At 55.1% G+C, this 17,735-nt stretch carries 12 protein-coding genes; 6 read left to right on the top strand and 6 right to left on the bottom strand.

Annotated elements, in window-relative coordinates:
* Positions 1 to 91 precede the first annotated feature (91 nt).
* The 6 genes from ACA043_RS15740 to ACA043_RS15715 all read right to left on the bottom strand — a co-directional run bounded on the left by ACA043_RS15740 (position 92) and on the right by ACA043_RS15715 (position 7,897).
* Positions 92 to 1,003 carry a phosphatidylinositol-specific phospholipase C domain-containing protein gene (locus ACA043_RS15740; RefSeq protein WP_489879563.1) on the bottom strand — a complete coding sequence of 304 codons (912 nt, stop codon included), beginning with the start codon at positions 1,001 to 1,003 and terminating at the stop codon, positions 92 to 94.
* 104 nt (positions 1,004 to 1,107) lie between these two features.
* Complete coding sequence (locus tag ACA043_RS15735; RefSeq protein WP_497657359.1) at positions 1,108 to 1,998, bottom strand: phosphatidylinositol-specific phospholipase C domain-containing protein; 891 nt, start codon at positions 1,996 to 1,998, stop codon at positions 1,108 to 1,110.
* Between the two features lie 118 nt (positions 1,999 to 2,116).
* The gene (locus ACA043_RS15730) at positions 2,117 to 3,415 is read right to left on the bottom strand and encodes a glycosyltransferase (RefSeq protein ID WP_497657358.1); all 1,299 of its coding nucleotides are present in this window, start codon (positions 3,413 to 3,415) and stop codon (positions 2,117 to 2,119) included.
* Positions 3,416 to 3,530: 115 nt separating this feature from the next.
* Positions 3,531 to 5,753 (bottom strand): M35 family metalloendopeptidase, encoded by a 2,223-nt coding sequence (locus ACA043_RS15725; RefSeq protein ID WP_497657357.1) that lies wholly within the window; start codon positions 5,751 to 5,753, stop codon positions 3,531 to 3,533.
* A gap of 93 nt (positions 5,754 to 5,846) precedes the next feature.
* Positions 5,847 to 7,358, bottom strand: a complete 1,512-nt coding sequence (locus ACA043_RS15720) for a hypothetical protein (protein WP_497657356.1) — start codon at positions 7,356 to 7,358, stop codon at positions 5,847 to 5,849.
* Positions 7,359 to 7,537: 179 nt separating this feature from the next.
* Positions 7,538 to 7,897 (bottom strand): response regulator, encoded by a 360-nt coding sequence (locus ACA043_RS15715; protein ID WP_489879567.1) that lies wholly within the window; start codon positions 7,895 to 7,897, stop codon positions 7,538 to 7,540.
* Positions 7,898 to 8,161: 264 nt separating this feature from the next.
* Here ACA043_RS15715 and ACA043_RS15710 point away from each other — a divergent pair, with 264 nt between their 5' ends.
* The 6 genes from ACA043_RS15710 (at position 8,162) to ACA043_RS15685 (ending at position 17,701) form a co-directional block, all read left to right on the top strand.
* A complete protein-coding gene (locus ACA043_RS15710) occupies positions 8,162 to 11,659 on the top strand; it encodes a response regulator (protein WP_497657355.1) in 3,498 nt (1,165 codons plus the stop codon).
* Positions 11,659 to 12,492: a CheR family methyltransferase gene (locus ACA043_RS15705; RefSeq protein ID WP_187678970.1), complete on the top strand. Its 834-nt coding sequence runs from the start codon at positions 11,659 to 11,661 to the stop codon at positions 12,490 to 12,492. The genes ACA043_RS15710 and ACA043_RS15705 overlap by 1 nt, the downstream gene beginning before the upstream one ends.
* Entirely contained in the window at positions 12,489 to 13,082 is a 594-nt protein-coding gene (locus ACA043_RS15700; RefSeq protein WP_497657354.1) for a chemotaxis protein CheB, read from the top strand. The genes ACA043_RS15705 and ACA043_RS15700 overlap by 4 nt, the downstream gene beginning before the upstream one ends.
* Positions 13,076 to 14,290, top strand: a complete 1,215-nt coding sequence (locus ACA043_RS15695; RefSeq protein WP_401263993.1) for a hybrid sensor histidine kinase/response regulator — start codon at positions 13,076 to 13,078, stop codon at positions 14,288 to 14,290. Before ACA043_RS15700 ends, ACA043_RS15695 begins: the two co-directional genes overlap by 7 nt.
* Before the next feature lie 44 nt (positions 14,291 to 14,334).
* A complete protein-coding gene (locus tag ACA043_RS15690; RefSeq protein ID WP_401263995.1) occupies positions 14,335 to 14,712 on the top strand; it encodes a response regulator in 378 nt (125 codons plus the stop codon).
* A 739-nt stretch (positions 14,713 to 15,451) separates the two neighbouring features.
* Positions 15,452 to 17,701, top strand: coding sequence for an RHS repeat domain-containing protein (locus tag ACA043_RS15685; RefSeq protein WP_497659654.1), 2,250 nt, complete (start codon positions 15,452 to 15,454; stop codon positions 17,699 to 17,701).
* Positions 17,702 to 17,735: the final 34 nt, after the last annotated feature.

Raw genomic sequence — 17,735 nt, 5'->3', positions numbered from 1 at the left:
CGGGTAGCTTCTTTTCGTAGGAGCCTTGCGATCATGCCTCGTTTGTCCTGCCGTGCGCCAGTTTGCCGCGATGGACATCCGTTGCGCAGGTTCAGCCAACGTGCTGCAGGTGAAGCGTTACCGTGGACTTCGCAATCGCTTTCTGCAGATTGGCTTGCTGGCAAAACAACACGATGTTCGAATTTTTAATGAAGTCGAAATTGATGATGTTGCAGTTTTGCGCCCAATCACTGTTCGCCGGATCAAACCAGGCGTCGAGCTTTTCATAAATCCGTTGAGGGCCGGTTGCATTCCAGATGGCTGCCGAAAGCGACCACAGCAAGGTTCTCGAAGGCGGCCTCTTCATCACCTCGGTCAGGTAGTTTTGTAGCGTAAACGTCGGCAACAGGGTTTCCAGAACATAGGCGTTACCCGCCCACTTATGAATCACCTGGTGGCAAAACCACTGCCAGTCGATGTTGGAATGAAAGGGGGTCGCTACCAGCAAACGTTGCATTCGGCTGATGTTCTTCAATTCGCCGAGGCTCAGATGTTTGTTTTTTTCAGGGATTATGTACTCGCCGAGATGTTGCAACATCATGTCGTTGAAGTACTTGAAGTCGAAGGGCGTGTCACCGTCCCTTAGTTCGTGAAAGTCAAGGACGATAAATTCATCGTAACTGCGCTCGAGAAAACCTTTGAGATCACGAATGAGATCTTCCAATGTGCGCGATGACCAGACCTTGTCATGAAAGAATCGGAATTTTGCCAGCCCTGTGGCGTGGCTGTCATACACCAATCGCAGATCAAGTGCCCTGGCACCGCGATTGAGCTGGGAATAAAAAGGCACATCCTGGCAGACCGCCCAGTTTGCGGCGATCGAGGGGCTGTAAGAGGCCTCCCAATCACAACCGGCATTATGCGTGCCGGGTAAAGTCATCTCGAATAATGACAAGTTGTCGAGTTGCGGTGTGGCGGCCATCCATCGATTGGGCTGGAAGTGTTGAAGGTCAAGATCATGCATTTGCTGAATCCTGTGTGGACATACTGGAAATCGTAATGGCATTAGAGGATGGACGACCCGTTTGGTCGTCCATCAATTCGTAAAGGAGCGTTCACACAGAGAATTTAATCTGCTTGCACACGAGGAGCTATCAGCGATTTCTTATTGGCTTTAATAATACTGGCCGATTGGCAATAGAACACGATGTTCGAGTCTTTAATGAAGTCGAAATTGATGATGTTGCACTTTTGGGCCCAGTCCGATCTGGCAGGGGAGAACCAGTTGTCCAGATCATTGAGAATTCGCTGGGGACCAATACTAAAAGTCGTCGCTGATAAAGACCAGAGGCGTAGCCTGCTCATAGGTTCGCTCATCACTTTTGTAATGTAGCCGTGCAGATCACTGGTGGTAACGATTTTTTCACCGATCCATTTGTGGCCGATCGGCGAGTTGAACCTGTTGTCGTTTGTGTCCCACGTCATGGACGCCGCTACCAGAATGCGTTGCAGGGGGCTTGCTTGTTTCAGTTGCCCCAGCGTCATATGTATATTGTGGGAAGGGATCATCCGTTTGCCGAGATGTTCGAGCATCAGATCCCTGAATTTGGCGTGATTGAATTCGGCGTCACCTTTCTCCAGTTTATGAAAGTCCAGAATGATGAATTCTTCCGGATTGTCCTCAAGAAACTTGTTGACGTCTCGTACAAGGTCTTCAAGGTTTCGAGAAGAAAGGAACCCGTTGTGCTGAAAGCGAAACTGATTAAAGCCTTGTGCTTTGGCATTGTAAACCAGTCGAACATCCAGAGCTCTGGCGCCAAGATTGAGTTGTGAATAGAAAGAATCATCCTGGCATGCAGTCAGGTTTTTGCCTGGGAACAATGCGTAAGAGGCTTTCCAGTCACAGCCGGCATTATGAGTCCCTGGTATGGTCAGTTCGAACAGTGACAAGTTGTTGATTTGTGGAGTTACGGTCATCCACCGATGAAGAGGCGAGGTTTCATACTGGGTGTTATTCATTTGGTTATCCTGCGTTAAATAGTATTTAAGTTGTGCGCGCAGGATGTTTATAGTGCTTAATACTTGTTTGGCCAATGCTTGTTTTAATGCAAGTCGTGTACGGGGTGAAGTTATCTGTTCAGTCAGTAGGTGAATGGCGGTTTTTTGCTTCAATCCACTGCGACATGTATTGAGTGCTTTTATGAAAGTGGTGGCGCAACATGCTTCCGGTAAAATTGCTGGTTCTAAGTATTTGTAAATGCTGCTGGCAATAGCGCAGTTTTTCAATAAGTGCCTGACCGTGTACAGCGTATTGATAGCGCTCGCTGAGCAACATGGTTCCTGCCTGCTGAGCCGCTTGCCAAAGTGTTTGATCCTTATACAACCGAACGGCACTGTCGGCGATATCACATGCGTTGTGTGCGACAGCGCCAGGCCAAGGGTGGTCGCCGTACATGCCTTCGGCGCCGATCGGCGTCGTGACACTTGGGGTGCCGCACAGCATCGCATCAACCAGTTTGCCCTTGATCCCGGCCCCGAAACGCAACGGCGCCAGGCACACCCGTGCAGCCGACATGACCTGCAACGCATCTTCGGCCCAGTTCATGATGTGAAAACCCTGCGCGGCGTTGTGCAAAGCCGTGGCCTTGGGCGGCGTGTAGGCGCCATAGATGTGCAACTGCGCATCCGGCAATTGCTGACGAATGAGTGGCCAGACCGTGGTTTTCATCCACAGCACGGCATCCCAGTTGGGCGCGTGACGGAAGTTGCCGATGCTCAGGAAATGCTCGCGATCGGCAAATGCCCGCGCGGGTGCCGAAGGGAGTTCAACCATCAGTGGACACCAATGCAACAACTGACGCGGCAAGCCGAATTGCTCGACCAGCAACTCGATTTCAACTTCGGAGATCATCAGGTTCAGATCGCAACGGTACAACGCCGCGATTTCACGTTTGGCCAGATCTGTATCGGCCATCAATTCAAACTCTTCGCGCAGTGCAGGCGCAAACAGCTCGCTGAAGTCGTCCTGATCGCTGTTGGCTTTCAGGCGATCCTTGAGCCGCTGATGGCGGGCATGCCGCAGGCTCTGCAGGTCGGAGGTTTCGAGCACACGCAGGGCTACGGGGCAGTGCTTCTCAACCCGCCAGCCGAACTGCTCCTCCATCATGAACTGGTCGAACAGCACAATATCCGGCGCCAGTTCACTGATGAACACGTCGAAACTGCTGTTGTTGAGTTCAATGGATACTTCGCGAATACCCAGCACTGCCAGATCCGCCTTATGCTCGCCGGGGCCGGCGGGGCTGCTGAAGGTGATGTCCCAACCCTGTTGCAAAAACGTTTCGAGGATCTGCATGACGTGGCCACTGGCGGCGGACGAGCGCGGTTCGGGCCAGACATATCCGATGACCAGGACTTTGGTGACGGGCTGAGTCATTAGCGGTGATCCTGTGCAGCAAAGCGGGGGCGAAAAACGGGCGCAATTAAACCACAGTGGTGGTTGCTTGCACCCGGTTATCAATCAGGCCCGGTGGCGGAAATACAGGTACGACCTACGCTTTGCCCAGGTTGAGGCCCAGAGTGCCGAGGAATGGTTCGGCTGCGGAATTTTTCAGCGCTGATTCGATGGTCGACATGTTTATGCCAAATCCAGCTGGATCGGATTTGATTTGATTAATCAAAGAAACCGCTACTTCGTAAGATTCTGCGTTGTACAGAGCCGGGTGCTTCTGAATCAAAGTCGGAAGACTCGGACGAATGGAATCAAACTGATGCAGATGGGTGAAGCTGTCCGTGCTCACTGTTCTGTAAGGATTGGAGAACGTCGGATCGACCATGCGCGGGTTTCGTGCGAGATCAATCAGGGAAGCCACATCGGTTTGCGCGTGTTCCAGGGTCTTTCCGTAATACAGATCGAGTGTGCCGGGTGCGCCATGGGACATCTCATGGATCAGAACATCCGCTATCCGGGTTTCGTCGTATTTGGATGTGCGATATAGATCATCCAGATGTTCCGGAAAAATCTTGATGAACCTTTTGATTGATTCCTGATGTACGGTGCCCTTGACGACTGCCTTTTTCCATCGTTTGTAATCGGGCACATGCAAGGCTGCCACCGCAGGCACATCGGTCCTTTTGAATGATACGTTGGCGAGCGTGAAAGCATCCAGATCCTTGCGCATTGCCTGCAGTCTCGACCCGATGTGCTTTACGGCTTCGTCAGACCCAGTGCCAAACAAATAAGTAAGAATCTTGCGAACTTCGAATTCCCATTCCGAGTCGCCCAACAAGGCGATGGCATTGTTGAGTTTGGTTTTGGCGGCGGGGATTGCTTTTTTCAAATACCGTTGGGTGTAACTTTTTGGCATGAGCTTGCGCCAAGGTAGGGAAGGCAGTTTGAACTTGTAATTCAGACTGTCCATTTTGGCTCCCCATGGTTCGCCCAAACGGTTCAACGCGTACCATTCATCACTGTGGCGTATGCCCCAAACCTGGAACACGTCTGCGGATTCTTGCGCAGTTTGTCGGATGCCCAGGCGGATAGTGTCTGGATCGACAGCCTTCGAAAGTGCGTGATAGGGCGTCTTTCCCGACCATTTGCGTGCATCGTAAATAGCGCTTTCGAGTGCAGCCACACCGCTGTGCCAACCTTTGCGCAAAAGTTTGGCACCATTCACAAGCAAATCGGTTGCGCCATCCAGCGGATTGAGCAAGTTGCTGACCAATCCAGCGCCTGTGGAAGCTATCTTGCTGGCCTTGGTGGCGATACTCATGCTCGTGGCGGCCAGGCTGGCAATCTTTGCGATGGCTCCGACCACTAACAGAACGGTCATCGCGGCTTCCAGGGTGCACGCCTTGGCTCCGTCCAATTGTCGCTCGATGTCGCCTGAACCGAGATCTTCGATGCATGACTTGAAGGGCACGACAAAGTTGAGAAGCGTGTCCAGGTCCTTTTCCCGTTTTGCACGCAATGCTTCAAGCCGGGTCTGGCCCCAGCACTCTTTAACCAACTCATCGTAAGTCGCGACGGGTCTGTGCTTGAGTACGAAGTTCACCAGACGGTCGAACTCTGTCGAGTAGAAGCTCTGGTAGTACCCATTTATTGGCTCCAGCGGCGCGACGGCTGACAACTCGGCAACTTTGTCGATCACCCCCGAACTGACGTCCACGAGACCGGGCGTTACACCATGGGTATAACACTCGATGTTCATCGGCAGTTGATGAATTTTCGCAGGCGCAGAGTAATTCGTCTCATTGCTGCGAGCGGGAGCGCTTAACAGGTTTTCCCTTTGCACAAGCTTGGCCAACTCAGTGTTTTCGCGACAGACGCCGTGCAGCGTGAATAATTCGTAACAGGTCACCCGGCCTTCGAACTCGCTGCAGACCACTACGCCGTAGCGACCCTTTGCTTCATCTATTTCTTTATGACTTTCCGTCGGTTTGCGCTCAGTCGTTTTCAGAATGGCGTCAAGGGTCGCCGCGATAGGATTGGCGGAGATACCGGTAATCGATTGGAGTCTGGCGACCGAGGGCCTGACGGTGAACATCGTCACCTTGCCCTTGAGCAATCGAATCCGGTCGAGCAATGGCATTGAAGTAAATGCTTGCTTCAAATGCGTATTCATCGCTTGCGCATGCGCCAGATAGGCCCGATTGAACTGACGGTAGAACTCATCGTCGGGAGAAACCAGATTACGGCGCATGTTGGGGAACGCTGTATAGATGCTTTCCCCTTTTTTCAAATCCCAATTGCCGGTCGCCAGATCGTTGGACATATGCAACTCGACAGGTGACATTTTTAGCGAAATGTAAGCGTCTTCCAGCGGTCGATTGCGCGTTTGCTGAAGGACGTCGCTTTCAAGATAAGTTCAGCCCTTGGCGACCTGCTTGAGGATATCCAGTGCGACGCTTTTGCGGGTTGGCAGTTGACGCGTCAGTGTTTCAGCGTTTTCGGCAAGCGTCCTCGCATGTCGGGCGTAGGCGTCCGTGGCGACTGTCAGTGAGTCAGTGACTGATTTTTCAACGTCTTCAGGCGTGACTATTTTGTTGAGCACTGCCCAATCAATCACAGGATCCACGGCGGCCAAAGCGTCGAGCAACTTGCGTGATTCGGTCACTGGTTCCAGTGTCGAAAGTTGCTGCAATTGCGCGTAAGTCATGGATCGAGTCGAGCCTGGCGCTATGATTTCTTGCACCGCCACGATTCGGCAAAATTCCACGCATTGCGGCGTTCCCACTAGCAGGGTGGCAGGTAGACCTTTGACCAGAAATTCCGGCGCAGGCTCCGCCAGCAGTAAGTGAGCGGCCAATGCTGCATTCTTTTTACTCACCCTGTGGTGCTCGATCAGGTGATTCTCGAAATCGGTTTGAATCTCGGCGAAGGATTTTTCCATATGCTTGGCAGCATACAAATCGAAACCAGCAACATGATTTCGCGGTACATCTTCGCCGACTTGAGGATGAAGATTGAGCAGCAGCGATGTCAGGACAACCTGCTTGCGCGACGTTTCCGATTGCGGTTGGTTGTCGCGCGCGCCGTACCAGCCAAGATCCCGTACGTAAGCGTCGGCCCAGTCAGCAGCGATGGGGCTGGAAACAAGTGCCTTAATAATGTCCTCAGCCTCGGCACGTGTGAAGGGCGTAGTTCGTCCGCCAAAAATGCTCTCCGACAAATGCTCCAGTAACGATTTATCCTTGATGTAACTGGCGATGAGTTTGCGGAACTCACTGCGCTCAGTTGCAGAAAGCGTCGCCGAGTTGCCTTCTCCAGTCTTTATCATTTCCCAATAGTTGCTCAACTCTGGGCTTGCAGGAGGGGCGGCTTGCATGAATGCCAGTAACCGGGAAACGTCGGCGGCATGGTGAGGGATCAAGTAACCGTGGAAAGCCAGCCATTGTGCTAAATCAACTTCGTCTGCGGTGGAAATTTTGCCACCGGTCAAATGGGCCATTTCAACCAGTATCTGCAGATCGTCTTTCAGATCGGGGGAAAGTTTGAAGGCGTTAGCAAAACTCACGATATCACCGGAGTGCTTTGCATTTATTTCGCCTTCAGCGGTCACTTCAAAGTCTGAGTGCTCGGTAAGTCTTAGCTTGCCCACCAGTCTTTTGAAGGAATCTTGTTCGGACATCCGTTGCAACAGCTGCCTGCCGGGAAGCAGGGCGTCTTCAAGTGACGATCCCGACTCCACAGAAATTTTTGCGCCTTCCAGTGAAATTCTTTGCGAAGGAGCAAGATGTTCTGAGCGCTGCTTGAGTTTATATATCACTTCCTCTCGTTCGCGGTTATCGCATGCAACGTATTCACGGTGGAGGTTAGAAGAAGGGGCAGGTCGGGATAAGTAACGTTGATTCAGGGAGTTTGAATGTTTTAGGGTCATAATAAATTCGTTTATGTTGGTTTGTATGTTTGAGTGATCCTCTTTTGTTGGGGCGTGTTTATCAAGAAGCATTATGTGAGTGTGTTTTTCAACAGCTCGCCAGCTTAAGTTTTATTCGCAAGAATATGAGGCCGGACTGCCCCTTGAAGTTGTTTGAAAGGGGCGGTCCGTTGAGTTATTTATTGAATGATGTTTTTTACTTTGTCGCGCAATTGATCGATCGAAAAGGGTTTGCCGATGACATGCATGCCTTCGGGCACTTCGATACTTTCAGCGTAACCACTGGCAAACAGGATTGGCAGCGCGGGGCGCACGATGCGTGCCTGAGTCGCCAACTCACGACCATCCATACCCGGCAAACCTACATCGGTCATCATCAAATCAATGTTCTGGTCCTTATCATTGAGAAACTCCAGCGCCTGTTCGCTGCCGTCAGCCTCCAGCACCTTGTACTCCAGCTCCTCCAGCACATCGACGATCAGCATGCGTACAATGGCATCGTCTTCTACTACAAGGATGATGGACGCTGGGGTGGACATAATAGAGGCTCTCAAAGATAGAAATTCAGGGGTATCGGCCGGTCGAATCTGCCGGGCTCATGCATGAGTAAGTGGCGCATGGCCACAAGTTCCCGGTTTGATACAAAAAACATTCACTGCAAATGGACAGGCAAGGATAACTGTTGGCGTGGCTCTAGACGCGAGCAAATGTAGGAATTTGCTGCCAAAGCTGTGAGAAAAATGGATCCACGCCGCTTGTTGGGGCAAACTCTCGGGTTTTCAACAGTTCGACAAGGCTGCCCCATGTCCTCTCCGTCTTCGGTTGATGAGCAACGGTTTCGCAAACTCCTGAGTCGCAACATCAGCCTGCCGCTGGGTGTTGGTGTGCTCAGTGCCGTGTTCTTCGTTTCGCTGATCACGTATCTGCTGTCGGTCATTCAGTGGGTTGAACACACCGACCGGGTGATCAATAACGCCAACGAAGCGGTGAAACTCACCGTGGATCTGGAAACCGGCATGCGCGGTTTTCTGCTGAGCGGCGACGAGCACTTCCTTGATCCCTACGAGACGGCCAAGCCGCGTATTGCCGTGGCGCTCAATACCTTGCTCGAACTGACCGCCGACAACCCTGTGCAGACCGACCGTTTGCGCCGTCTCCAGGCGTTGCAGACCGAGTGGGCGACCTATGCACAATCGATGATCGATTTGCAGCGCAGCAGCGGGGATTATCGCGGTGCCGTGAAGGCTGGACGTGGCAAGCGCCTGACCGACGAGATTCGCAAGCAGTTCGAAGACGTCATCGATATGGAGCAGCAGTTGCGCACCACGCGCAATGAAGAAGTGCGGCGCACCACGATCTGGAGCATCACCCTTTATCTGCTGTTTGTTGCAGGCATCAGCGCATTGCTGGCGTACATCGGTCGGCGAGACCTGGTCAATCTGTCCGAAAGCTACGGCGCCACATTGGCGGCGCAGCAGGCCAGTGCCGAGCGTCTGGAACAGCAAGCCTGGCTGCGCAACGGGCAGACCGAGTTGGCCGAACAGGTGCTGGGGCAACTGACGCTCAATCTGCTCGGTCGCAACATTCTGCAGTTCTGCGCGCAATACCTTGGCACGGCCGTAGCGGCGTTGTACGTGCGCGAAGAGCACGGTGGCCTCAAACGTGTGGCGACTTATGGGTTTTCTCGCGAACAGGAAGATCAGGACCAGTCGATCTACAGCGGCGAAGGTATTGTCGGTCAGGTCGCGCAGCAGGCGCGGCTTATCCGTCTCGATTCGGTACCGTCGGATTACTTCAAGGTCAGCTCCGGACTTGGCGAAGGCCTGCCGCGCAGCGTTGTGGTCGTGCCGACCAGCGATGACGAACGGGTCAACGGCGTGATCGAACTGGGTTTCCTGCGTCCGCTCAACGACCGCGATATCGAGCTGCTTGAATTGATTGCCGGCAACGTCGGCACTTCCATCGAAGCGGCGCGTTATCGTCAGCGTTTGCAGGAAGTGCTGGCCGAAACCCAGCAGCTCAACGAAGAGTTGCAGGTGCAGCAGGAAGAGTTGAAGACTGCCAACGAAGAGTTGGAGGAGCAGTCGCGGATCCTCAAGGAATCCCAAGCGCACTTGGAAACCCAGCAAGTCGAACTGGAACAGACCAACGAACAACTCGCTGAACAGGCGCAGACCTTGGCCGAGCAGCGCGATGCCATGGATTTGAAGAACACCGAACTGAATCAGGCGCAGGTGCAACTCGAAGAGCGCGCCGAAGAGTTGCAGCGCTCAAGCAAGTACAAGTCCGAGTTCCTCGCCAATATGTCCCACGAACTGCGCACGCCGCTGAACAGTTCGCTGATCCTGGCCAAGTTGCTGGCGGAAAACCCGCAGGACAATCTCAGTGCCGAACAAGTCAAGTTTGCCGAGTCGATCTACTCCGCCGGCAACGATCTGCTCAACCTGATCAACGACATTCTCGATATTTCCAAGGTCGAGGCCGGCAAGCTTGAAGTGATCCCGGAAATCACCAGCGTGGCGCGTCTGGCCGATGGCCTGCGCAGCGTGTTCGAACCGCTGGCGGCCGACAAACGACTGACCTTCAGCGTGGATCTGCTCCCGGATGCGCCGGTGACACTGTTTACCGACCGTCAACGTCTGGAACAAGTGATCAAAAACCTGCTGTCCAACGCCGTGAAATTTACCGAGCAGGGCACGGTGAGCCTGACCATCAGCGGCCAGCCGAATGATCGCATTGCGTTCATCGTGCGCGATTCGGGCATCGGCATTGCCGCGGATCAGCAGGAAAGCATCTTTGAAGCGTTCCGTCAGGCCGATGGCACCACCAACCGCAAATACGGCGGTACCGGGCTGGGCCTTTCGATCTCGCGGGATCTGGCGACCTTGCTGGGCGGCTCGATCAGCGTCAGCAGCGCACCGGGGCAGGGCAGTGTGTTCACGCTGGTATTGCCGCAGCAGTACAACGAGTCCACTGATGTATCGAAAGCGCCGTTGACCTTCACTCCGCCAGTCCAAACCGTGACGGCGACCGTAGCGCCTGCGGTGGTGGTTTCGCCTCTGGCGCCGGTTCACATCCCGCGCTTTGCCGACGACCGCGACAAGGCACCGTTCGCCACCCGTTGCATTCTGGTAGTGGAGGATGAGCCGAACTTTGCGCATATCCTCTACGATCTGGCGCACGAACTGGGTTATCAGTGCCTGGTTGCCCATGGCGCGGACGAAGGTTATGACCTGGCCCGCGAGTTCGTGCCGGATGCCATTCTGCTCGACATGCGTCTGCCGGATCACTCCGGATTGACTGTGTTGCAGCGTTTGAAAGAACACGCCGAAACCCGCCACATCCCCGTGCACGTGATTTCGGTCGAGGATCGGGTCGAAGCGGCGATGCACATGGGCGCCATTGGCTATGCAGTCAAACCGACCACCCGCGAAGAGCTCAAGGACGTGTTCGCCCGTCTCGAAGCCAAGCTGACCCAGAAGGTCAAACGCGTGTTGCTGGTTGAAGACGACGATCTGCAGCGCGAGAGCATTGCGCGGCTGATCGGCGATGACGACATCGAGATCACGGCTGTCGGTCTGGCGCAGGACGCGCTGGAGAAACTGCGTACGACGATCTATGACTGCATGGTCATCGACCTGAAGCTGCCGGACATGCTCGGTAATGAGCTGCTCAAGCGCATGTCCACCGAAGATATCTGCTCGTTCCCGCCGGTCATCGTTTATACCGGTCGTAACCTGACGCGCGATGAAGAGGCCGACCTGCGCAAGTACTCGCGCTCGATCATCATCAAGGGCGCACGCTCACCGGAGCGTCTGCTCGATGAGGTCACACTCTTTCTGCACAAAGTTGAATCGCAGTTGTCCCATGAGCGGCAGGAGATGCTGAAGACCGCGCGCAGCCGCGACAAGGTTTTCGAGGGTCGCAAAGTGCTGCTGGTGGACGACGATGTGCGCAACATCTTCGCCCTGACCAGTGCCCTGGAGACCAAAGGCGCAGTCGTGGTGATCGGGCGTAATGGCCGTGAAGCGATTGAAAAACTGAATGAAGTCGAAGACATCGATCTGGTGTTGATGGACGTGATGATGCCGGAGATGGATGGTTTCGAAGCCACCATCGAAATCCGCAAGGACCCGCGCTGGCGCAAACTGCCCATTATTGCGGTCACGGCCAAGGCCATGAAGGACGATCAGGAGCGCTGCCTGCAGGCGGGCGCCAACGATTATCTGGCCAAGCCCATTGATCTGGATCGCCTGTTCTCGCTGATTCGCGTGTGGTTACCGAAGATGGAACGCATTTAGTGGAACGCAATCATCCAGCGGAACGAAACAGTGAAATCGAATTACGGCTGTTGATCGAGGCGATCTACCTCAAGTACAGCTACGATTTTCGCGATTACTCCGGCGCTTCAATCAAGCGCCGGGTCCAACACGCGTTGGGTCAATTCGAATGCGCGACGATTTCGGCGTTGCAGGAAAAAGTCCTGCACGACCCGACGGCGTTTATGCAGTTGTTGCAGTTGTTGACGATTCCGGTCAGCGAGATGTTTCGCGATCCGTCGCACTTCCTGGCCATTCGCAAGGAAGTGGTGCCACTGCTCAGAACCTATCCTTCGATCAAGATCTGGATCGCCGGGTGCAGCACGGGTGAGGAGGTCTATTCGATGGCGATTCTGCTGCGCGAAGAGGGTCTGCTCGATCGCACGATCATTTACGCCACCGATATCAATCCGCGCTCGCTGGACAAGGCCAAGCAGGGGATATTTTCAATGGAAAACGTCCGTGCCTATACCGCCAACTATCAACAGGCCGGTGGGCAGCGATCATTTGCCGACTATTACACCGCGGCCTATGGCTATGCGATTTTCGACAAGAGTCTGTGCGAGAACGTGACGTTTGCCGACCACAGTCTGGCCACCGACAGCGTGTTCTCCGAAACCCAATTGATTTCCTGCCGTAACGTGTTGATCTATTTCAACAAGAAGCTGCAGGATCGAGCGTTCGGGCTGTTCCATGAGTCCCTGTGTCATCGCGGTTTTCTGGTGCTCGGCAGCAAAGAGACGCTGGATTTTTCCAGCTATGCAAACCAGTTCGAACCGCTGGTGAAACAAGAACGGATCTACCGCAAATCATGAACGACATTGCGGATCTGCCTCGAATCGAGGCTATTGTGGTCGGGGCTTCCGCCGGTGGCGTTGAAGCCTTGTTAAACCTGCTTGGGCCGCTGGGCAAAGGTTTTGCGCTGCCGATCATCATCGTGCTGCACCTGCCGGAAGAGCGCCGCAGCCAGTTGGCCGAGGTATTCGCCCGGCGTCTGGCGTTGCCAGTCGAGGAGGCCACGGACAAGCAGGTTATCGAGGCGGGCACGGTGTATTTCGCCACGCCCGGTTATCACCTGTCGGTGGAGCAGGATCGCAGCCTGTCGTTGAGCCAGGAGGATCGCAACCATCATTCCCGGCCGTCGATTGACTACTTGTTCGAGTCCGCCGCCGACGCCTATGGCCCGAAACTGGCCGCTGTGCTGTTGACCGGTGCCAACCAAGATGGCGCGCGCGGACTGGCACAAGTCAAACGCCACGGCGGACTGACCATCGTCCAGGATCCCGCCGACGCCCAAGTCGCCACCATGCCTCTGGCTGCCCTGAAAATCCTGCAGCCGGATCATGTTTTACCCATCCACGGCATCGGCCGTCTGCTTGTCGAGCTGGAACGAATCGCATGCTGAGTAATATCCAGGCAAAACTGCTGATCGTCGACGATCTGCCCGAGAACCTGCTGGCGCTCGAAGCGCTGATCAAACGCGAAGACCGCACCGTCTATAAGGCGCTGTCGGCAGACGAAGCATTGTCGCTGCTACTGCAACACGAATTCGCCATGGCCATTCTCGACGTGCAGATGCCGGGCATGAACGGCTTCGAACTGGCCGAGTTGATGCGCGGCACCGAGAAGACCAAGAACATCCCGATCATTTTTGTCAGCGCTGCCGGTCGTGAACTGAACTATGCGTTCAAGGGCTATGAGAGCGGGGCAGTGGACTTTCTGCACAAGCCGCTGGATATCCACGCGGTCAAGAGCAAGGTCAACGTTTTCGTCGATCTGTACCGACAGAGCAAGGCCATGAAGCAACAGGTCGAAGCGCTGGAACAGGCGCGTCGCGAGCAGGAAGCGCTGTTGCAACAGTTGCAGAGTACGCAGTCGGAGCTTGAGCAAGCCGTGCGGATGCGCGATGACTTCATGTCAATCGTCGCCCACGAAGTGCGCACCCCCCTCAATGGCCTGATACTCGAAACCCAATTGCGCAAGATGCACTTGGCGCGGGATAACGCCGCGGCGTTCACCCTCGACAAGATGCACGCGATGGTCGATCGCGACGAGCGCCAGATCAAAAGCCTCATCCGGCTGATCGAAGACATGCTCGACGTCTCCCGGATACGTACCGGCAAGTTGTCGATCCGGCCTAACCGTTTCGATCTGGTGCAGTTGGTGGGCAATCTGCTGCAAAACTTTGCGCAGCAGATCGAAGCAGCGGAAACGACGGTCAGCTTCGAAGCGGACATGCCGTTGGAAGGTTGCTGGGATGAGTTCCGCATCGAGCAGGTCATTTCCAATCTGCTGACCAATGCGCTGCGTTATGGCGGCAGAAGCTTGATTCAGGTGCGCGTCTACCGCCAAGGCAACGAAGCTCGGGTCGAGGTTCAGGATCACGGGATCGGCATCAGCGAAGAGAACCAAAAGCGTATTTTCCAACAATTCGAACGGGTTTCCGCCAAGACGGTAGTCGCCGGGCTCGGGTTGGGTCTGTTCATTTCCGAGCAGATCGTCGCCGCCCATGGCGGCTCAATCGTCGTCGAGAGTGAAATCAACGAGGGCGCCCTGTTTCGCGTTTGTCTGCCGATAGAGGAAAACGGCAAATCCGACGCAACCTCTGAGTGACCACACGGTCGTATCAGCAGCTATTGACCGAACAAAGGCTTCCCATGAGCGTAGATGCACAAGATGTAGTACTTATCGTCGAAGACGAACCGAATATCTTGATGATTCTGTCGATTTATCTGAAGGATCAAGGGTATCGCGTGCTCGAAGCCGAAAACGGCGAGCAGGCGTTCGAAATCCTCGCGAGCAAGCCACATTTGGATCTGTTGATCACCGACTTCCGTTTGCCTGGCGGCATCTCCGGCGTACAGATCGCCGAGCCCGCCGTAAAGCTGCGACCCGACTTGAAGGTGATTTTCATCAGCGGTTACCCGCAGGAAATCCGCGAGACCGGCAGCCCGATCACGCTCAAGGCACCTATTCTGGAAAAGCCGTTCGATCTGGACGTGCTGCAGGAAAAGATTCAGGAGCTGCTGGCCTGAAAACGCGTTATTTCTAAGCCCGACCTGTAATTTCTGACAGTTGACGTGATCGCCTCCACGGCTGATAAAGACCTCGTGAACCACGTCGAGGTCGCCGCTCATGCATCGTCATACGCCAACGCTTGCCGTAATCGACCCTCGCGGTGCTGCGGTACGCGCAGTCGCGTATTGTCGGTCGTCGGGCATAGACGATCTTCAAGTACACGTCTCGCAAACGGTGCATGACCTTCAGTGTCGCGCCAGCCACACGCGTGACCCGCGCCTGTTTGCGCTCTTTCAGACAGACGACTCAACCCCCGCCAATCAGACCACCATTACCAGCCTGCCCGGGACATCGTTGCTGTCGGTCAACGTGGATGCCGGTTGGCGTTTGAGTTTGACGGGGGCGTCTGGCCAGCCGCTTGAAAGCTGGGATCAAAAACTCAATCGGCGCCGTGTGCAATACGATGCCTGCCTGCGGCCGGTGTTTGTTTTCGACCTTGAGGCCGGTGAACTGGAGCGGCGCAGTGAATGCCTTTGCTACGGCGATGCCAGCGCCGAATCAGCCCGGCATAACCGCTGCGGACAATTGATTCGTCACGACGACACGGCGGGGTCGGCGTACCTCAGTGAATTCAGTCTGAGCGGTGCTTCCATCGAACAAGCCCGGCGATTTCTCAAGGCGCTGAACGAATCAGACTGGCCACAGGATCAGACCGAACGTGACGCTTTGCTGGAGAGTGAAAGTGCCGTGACCCGCATGGGATACAACGCCTCAGGCGATCTGATACATCACGTTGATGCACTGCGCAATGAACAATTGCTGCGCCAGACGCTGGCCGGCGAATTGTCCGGGATCTTCCTCAAGTCAGTCAGCACTGACACTTACACCCCACTGGTCAGCGATATTCACTGCAACGCTTCTGGCCAGATAGAACAGCAAACCGCCGGTAACGGTGTCGTCACGCGCAGCGCCTTCGATCCCGCGAACGGGCGACTGAGCACCTTACTCGCGCAAGTTGAAGGGGGGCCGCCGTTGCAGGGTCTGGCGTATGCCTACGATCCGGTGGGCAATCTGATCAGCATCACTGACAGTGCCCAGCCGATTCGCTACTTCCGCAACCAACGGGTCGCCCCTCTAAACACCTATCGTTACGACACGCTTGGCCGATTGATCGAAGCCTTTGGCCGTCAGCGGATCTGCGCGCCGGGCGGGCCACCGTTGCCGGAGTTCATGTCGCCGCCGGATTCGGCTCAACTGGAAAATTACCGGCAGACGTTTGAATACGACTGCGGTGGCAACTTGCACACCTTGAACCACGTCGCCGGCCTTGGTTCGCGCTGCGAACGCACGGCTATGGCAGCGACTAGCAATCGCAGTTTGCCGTACACCGCCGCAGGTGAAAGGCCGGACGAGGGTGAAATCGCCAGGCGATACGACGTCACCGGCAATCTCAACCTGCTGCAAGAAGGCCAGAATCTGTTTTGGGACCCGCGCAATCAATTACGCCAGGTTGATCAGGTGATTCGTGAAGATGGGCCCAACGACAGTGAGCGCTACGTCTACGACAGTGCCGGTCAACGCCTGCGAAAAGTCCGCACGGCCCAAAGCTCCGGACTGACCCGCACCCACGAAACCCGCTACCTGCCCGGGCTTGAAATCCGTACCACGCCTGAAGAGGTCCTGCACGTCATCAGTATTCAGGCGGGCCGCTGCACCGTGCAGATCCTGCAGTGGGAAAAGGGTCGGCCCGCGCACATCGCCGAGGAGCAACACCGGTACATCCTGACCGATCACCTGGGCTCCAGCAGCCTGGAGCTTGACGCCGATGCCCGGTTGATCAGCCAGGAAAGCTACTACGCCTATGGTGGAACGGCGTGGTGGGCGGGGCGCGACAAGGTCGAGGCGGGTTACCGGACGTTGCGTTATTCAGGGCAGGAGCGCGATGCGACAGGTTTGTACCATTACGGTTTTCGTTACTACATGCCGTGGCGTCAACGATGGTTGAGCGCCGATCCGGGAGGCACCCACGACGGGTTGAATCTGTACGGTATGGTCGGTGGTAACCCGGTGGGGTATGTCGATTTGCAGGGTTTGTCTCGATGGGAGACGGCCAAGGCAATGATGTGGGCCGGAGTGTTTGACTTTGCGGCAAAACTGCCCGCAGCCGCCGTGGGCTATGTCATGAAAGTCTCGAGTCCGGCGAGTTGGGGGCTGACGGCAGCAGGAGGGGCCTCGGCAGCGATCAACGGTGCTATCACGGGAGCGGCGTGGGTCGCTCAGAATCAGGCTGAGGATATCGGTAACGTGCGGCGTTATGCTGAACGTTCGGCGGGAGCCTTCGCTGGCGCTCTGTTAACCGCTGCTCCTGTTGCGGTTGAACACTTTTTCAGCCCGGGTTTGAATCTGGCGGCAATCGATCAGATCAGCTCATTGGGCGATAACGTCGGTTTTGAGTTCTTTTCTCAATTTGAATCAAGCTGGCCGAACAATGAATGGGCAGGGGCGCCCCCAAGAGCAGGCATTAATGCTGAAATTGGCACCACGGTGTTGACAAAAGGGGCCTCGCAAATCCTCAAGTACAATCTGTTTGATCCTGCTCCATCCTTGGCGTTAAGCCTTGCCCAAGAGGTGCTGTACCCCGCAGCGACCAAAGGAGTCGTTGCCATGAATATGAGTTTTGCCCGCAGTTTTTTTCCGGAGGAGGCGCCATACCATGAGTCTCGAGACGTATCGCAGTTTTCGGTTGTAAAACAGCTAAGCAATGTGGCCGGCCGCGATGCTTTTAGCGCAGTGCCTCGACTGGTGGCGCAGGGGCTGCAGTCCGATGCCGTGGCCGCAGTGATTGGCGATGGGGGGCAGCAAGTCGTAAATTTCGTTGTGAATTCCGGGTTTCAGACGGTACGAAATGCCTACAAACGAGACATAAAGTCCGGTCTTCAGAAAATGATGACGACGAATCGCCCGGCGCTTGCTGATAAAGCGATTCAAAGTTATGGCGCCGTTTGATGAAATGAACGCCATCTCCACTTGATGTTCACCA

It is taken from the genome of Pseudomonas sp. LBUM1648, assembly GCF_059716145.1.
The sequence above is the reverse complement of the archived record's forward strand: the minus strand, read 5'-3'. Positions and strand labels throughout refer to the sequence as shown.

Coding starts and splice junctions, on each gene's coding strand:
- ACA043_RS15740 (WP_489879563.1), bottom strand. CDS start 1,003: ATGCATGATCTTGACCTTCAACACTTCCAGCCCAATCGATGGATGGCC.
- ACA043_RS15735 (WP_497657359.1), bottom strand. CDS start 1,998: ATGAATAACACCCAGTATGAAACCTCGCCTCTTCATCGGTGGATGACC.
- ACA043_RS15730 (WP_497657358.1), bottom strand. CDS start 3,415: ATGACTCAGCCCGTCACCAAAGTCCTGGTCATCGGATATGTCTGGCCC.
- ACA043_RS15725 (WP_497657357.1), bottom strand. CDS start 5,753: ATGTCCAACGATCTGGCGACCGGCAATTGGGATTTGAAAAAAGGGGAA.
- ACA043_RS15720 (WP_497657356.1), bottom strand. CDS start 7,358: ATGACCCTAAAACATTCAAACTCCCTGAATCAACGTTACTTATCCCGA.
- ACA043_RS15715 (WP_489879567.1), bottom strand. CDS start 7,897: ATGTCCACCCCAGCGTCCATCATCCTTGTAGTAGAAGACGATGCCATT.
- ACA043_RS15710 (WP_497657355.1), top strand. CDS start 8,162: ATGTCCTCTCCGTCTTCGGTTGATGAGCAACGGTTTCGCAAACTCCTG.
- ACA043_RS15700 (WP_497657354.1), top strand. CDS start 12,489: ATGAACGACATTGCGGATCTGCCTCGAATCGAGGCTATTGTGGTCGGG.
- ACA043_RS15695 (WP_401263993.1), top strand. CDS start 13,076: ATGCTGAGTAATATCCAGGCAAAACTGCTGATCGTCGACGATCTGCCC.
- ACA043_RS15690 (WP_401263995.1), top strand. CDS start 14,335: ATGAGCGTAGATGCACAAGATGTAGTACTTATCGTCGAAGACGAACCG.
- ACA043_RS15685 (WP_497659654.1), top strand. CDS start 15,452: ATGGGATACAACGCCTCAGGCGATCTGATACATCACGTTGATGCACTG.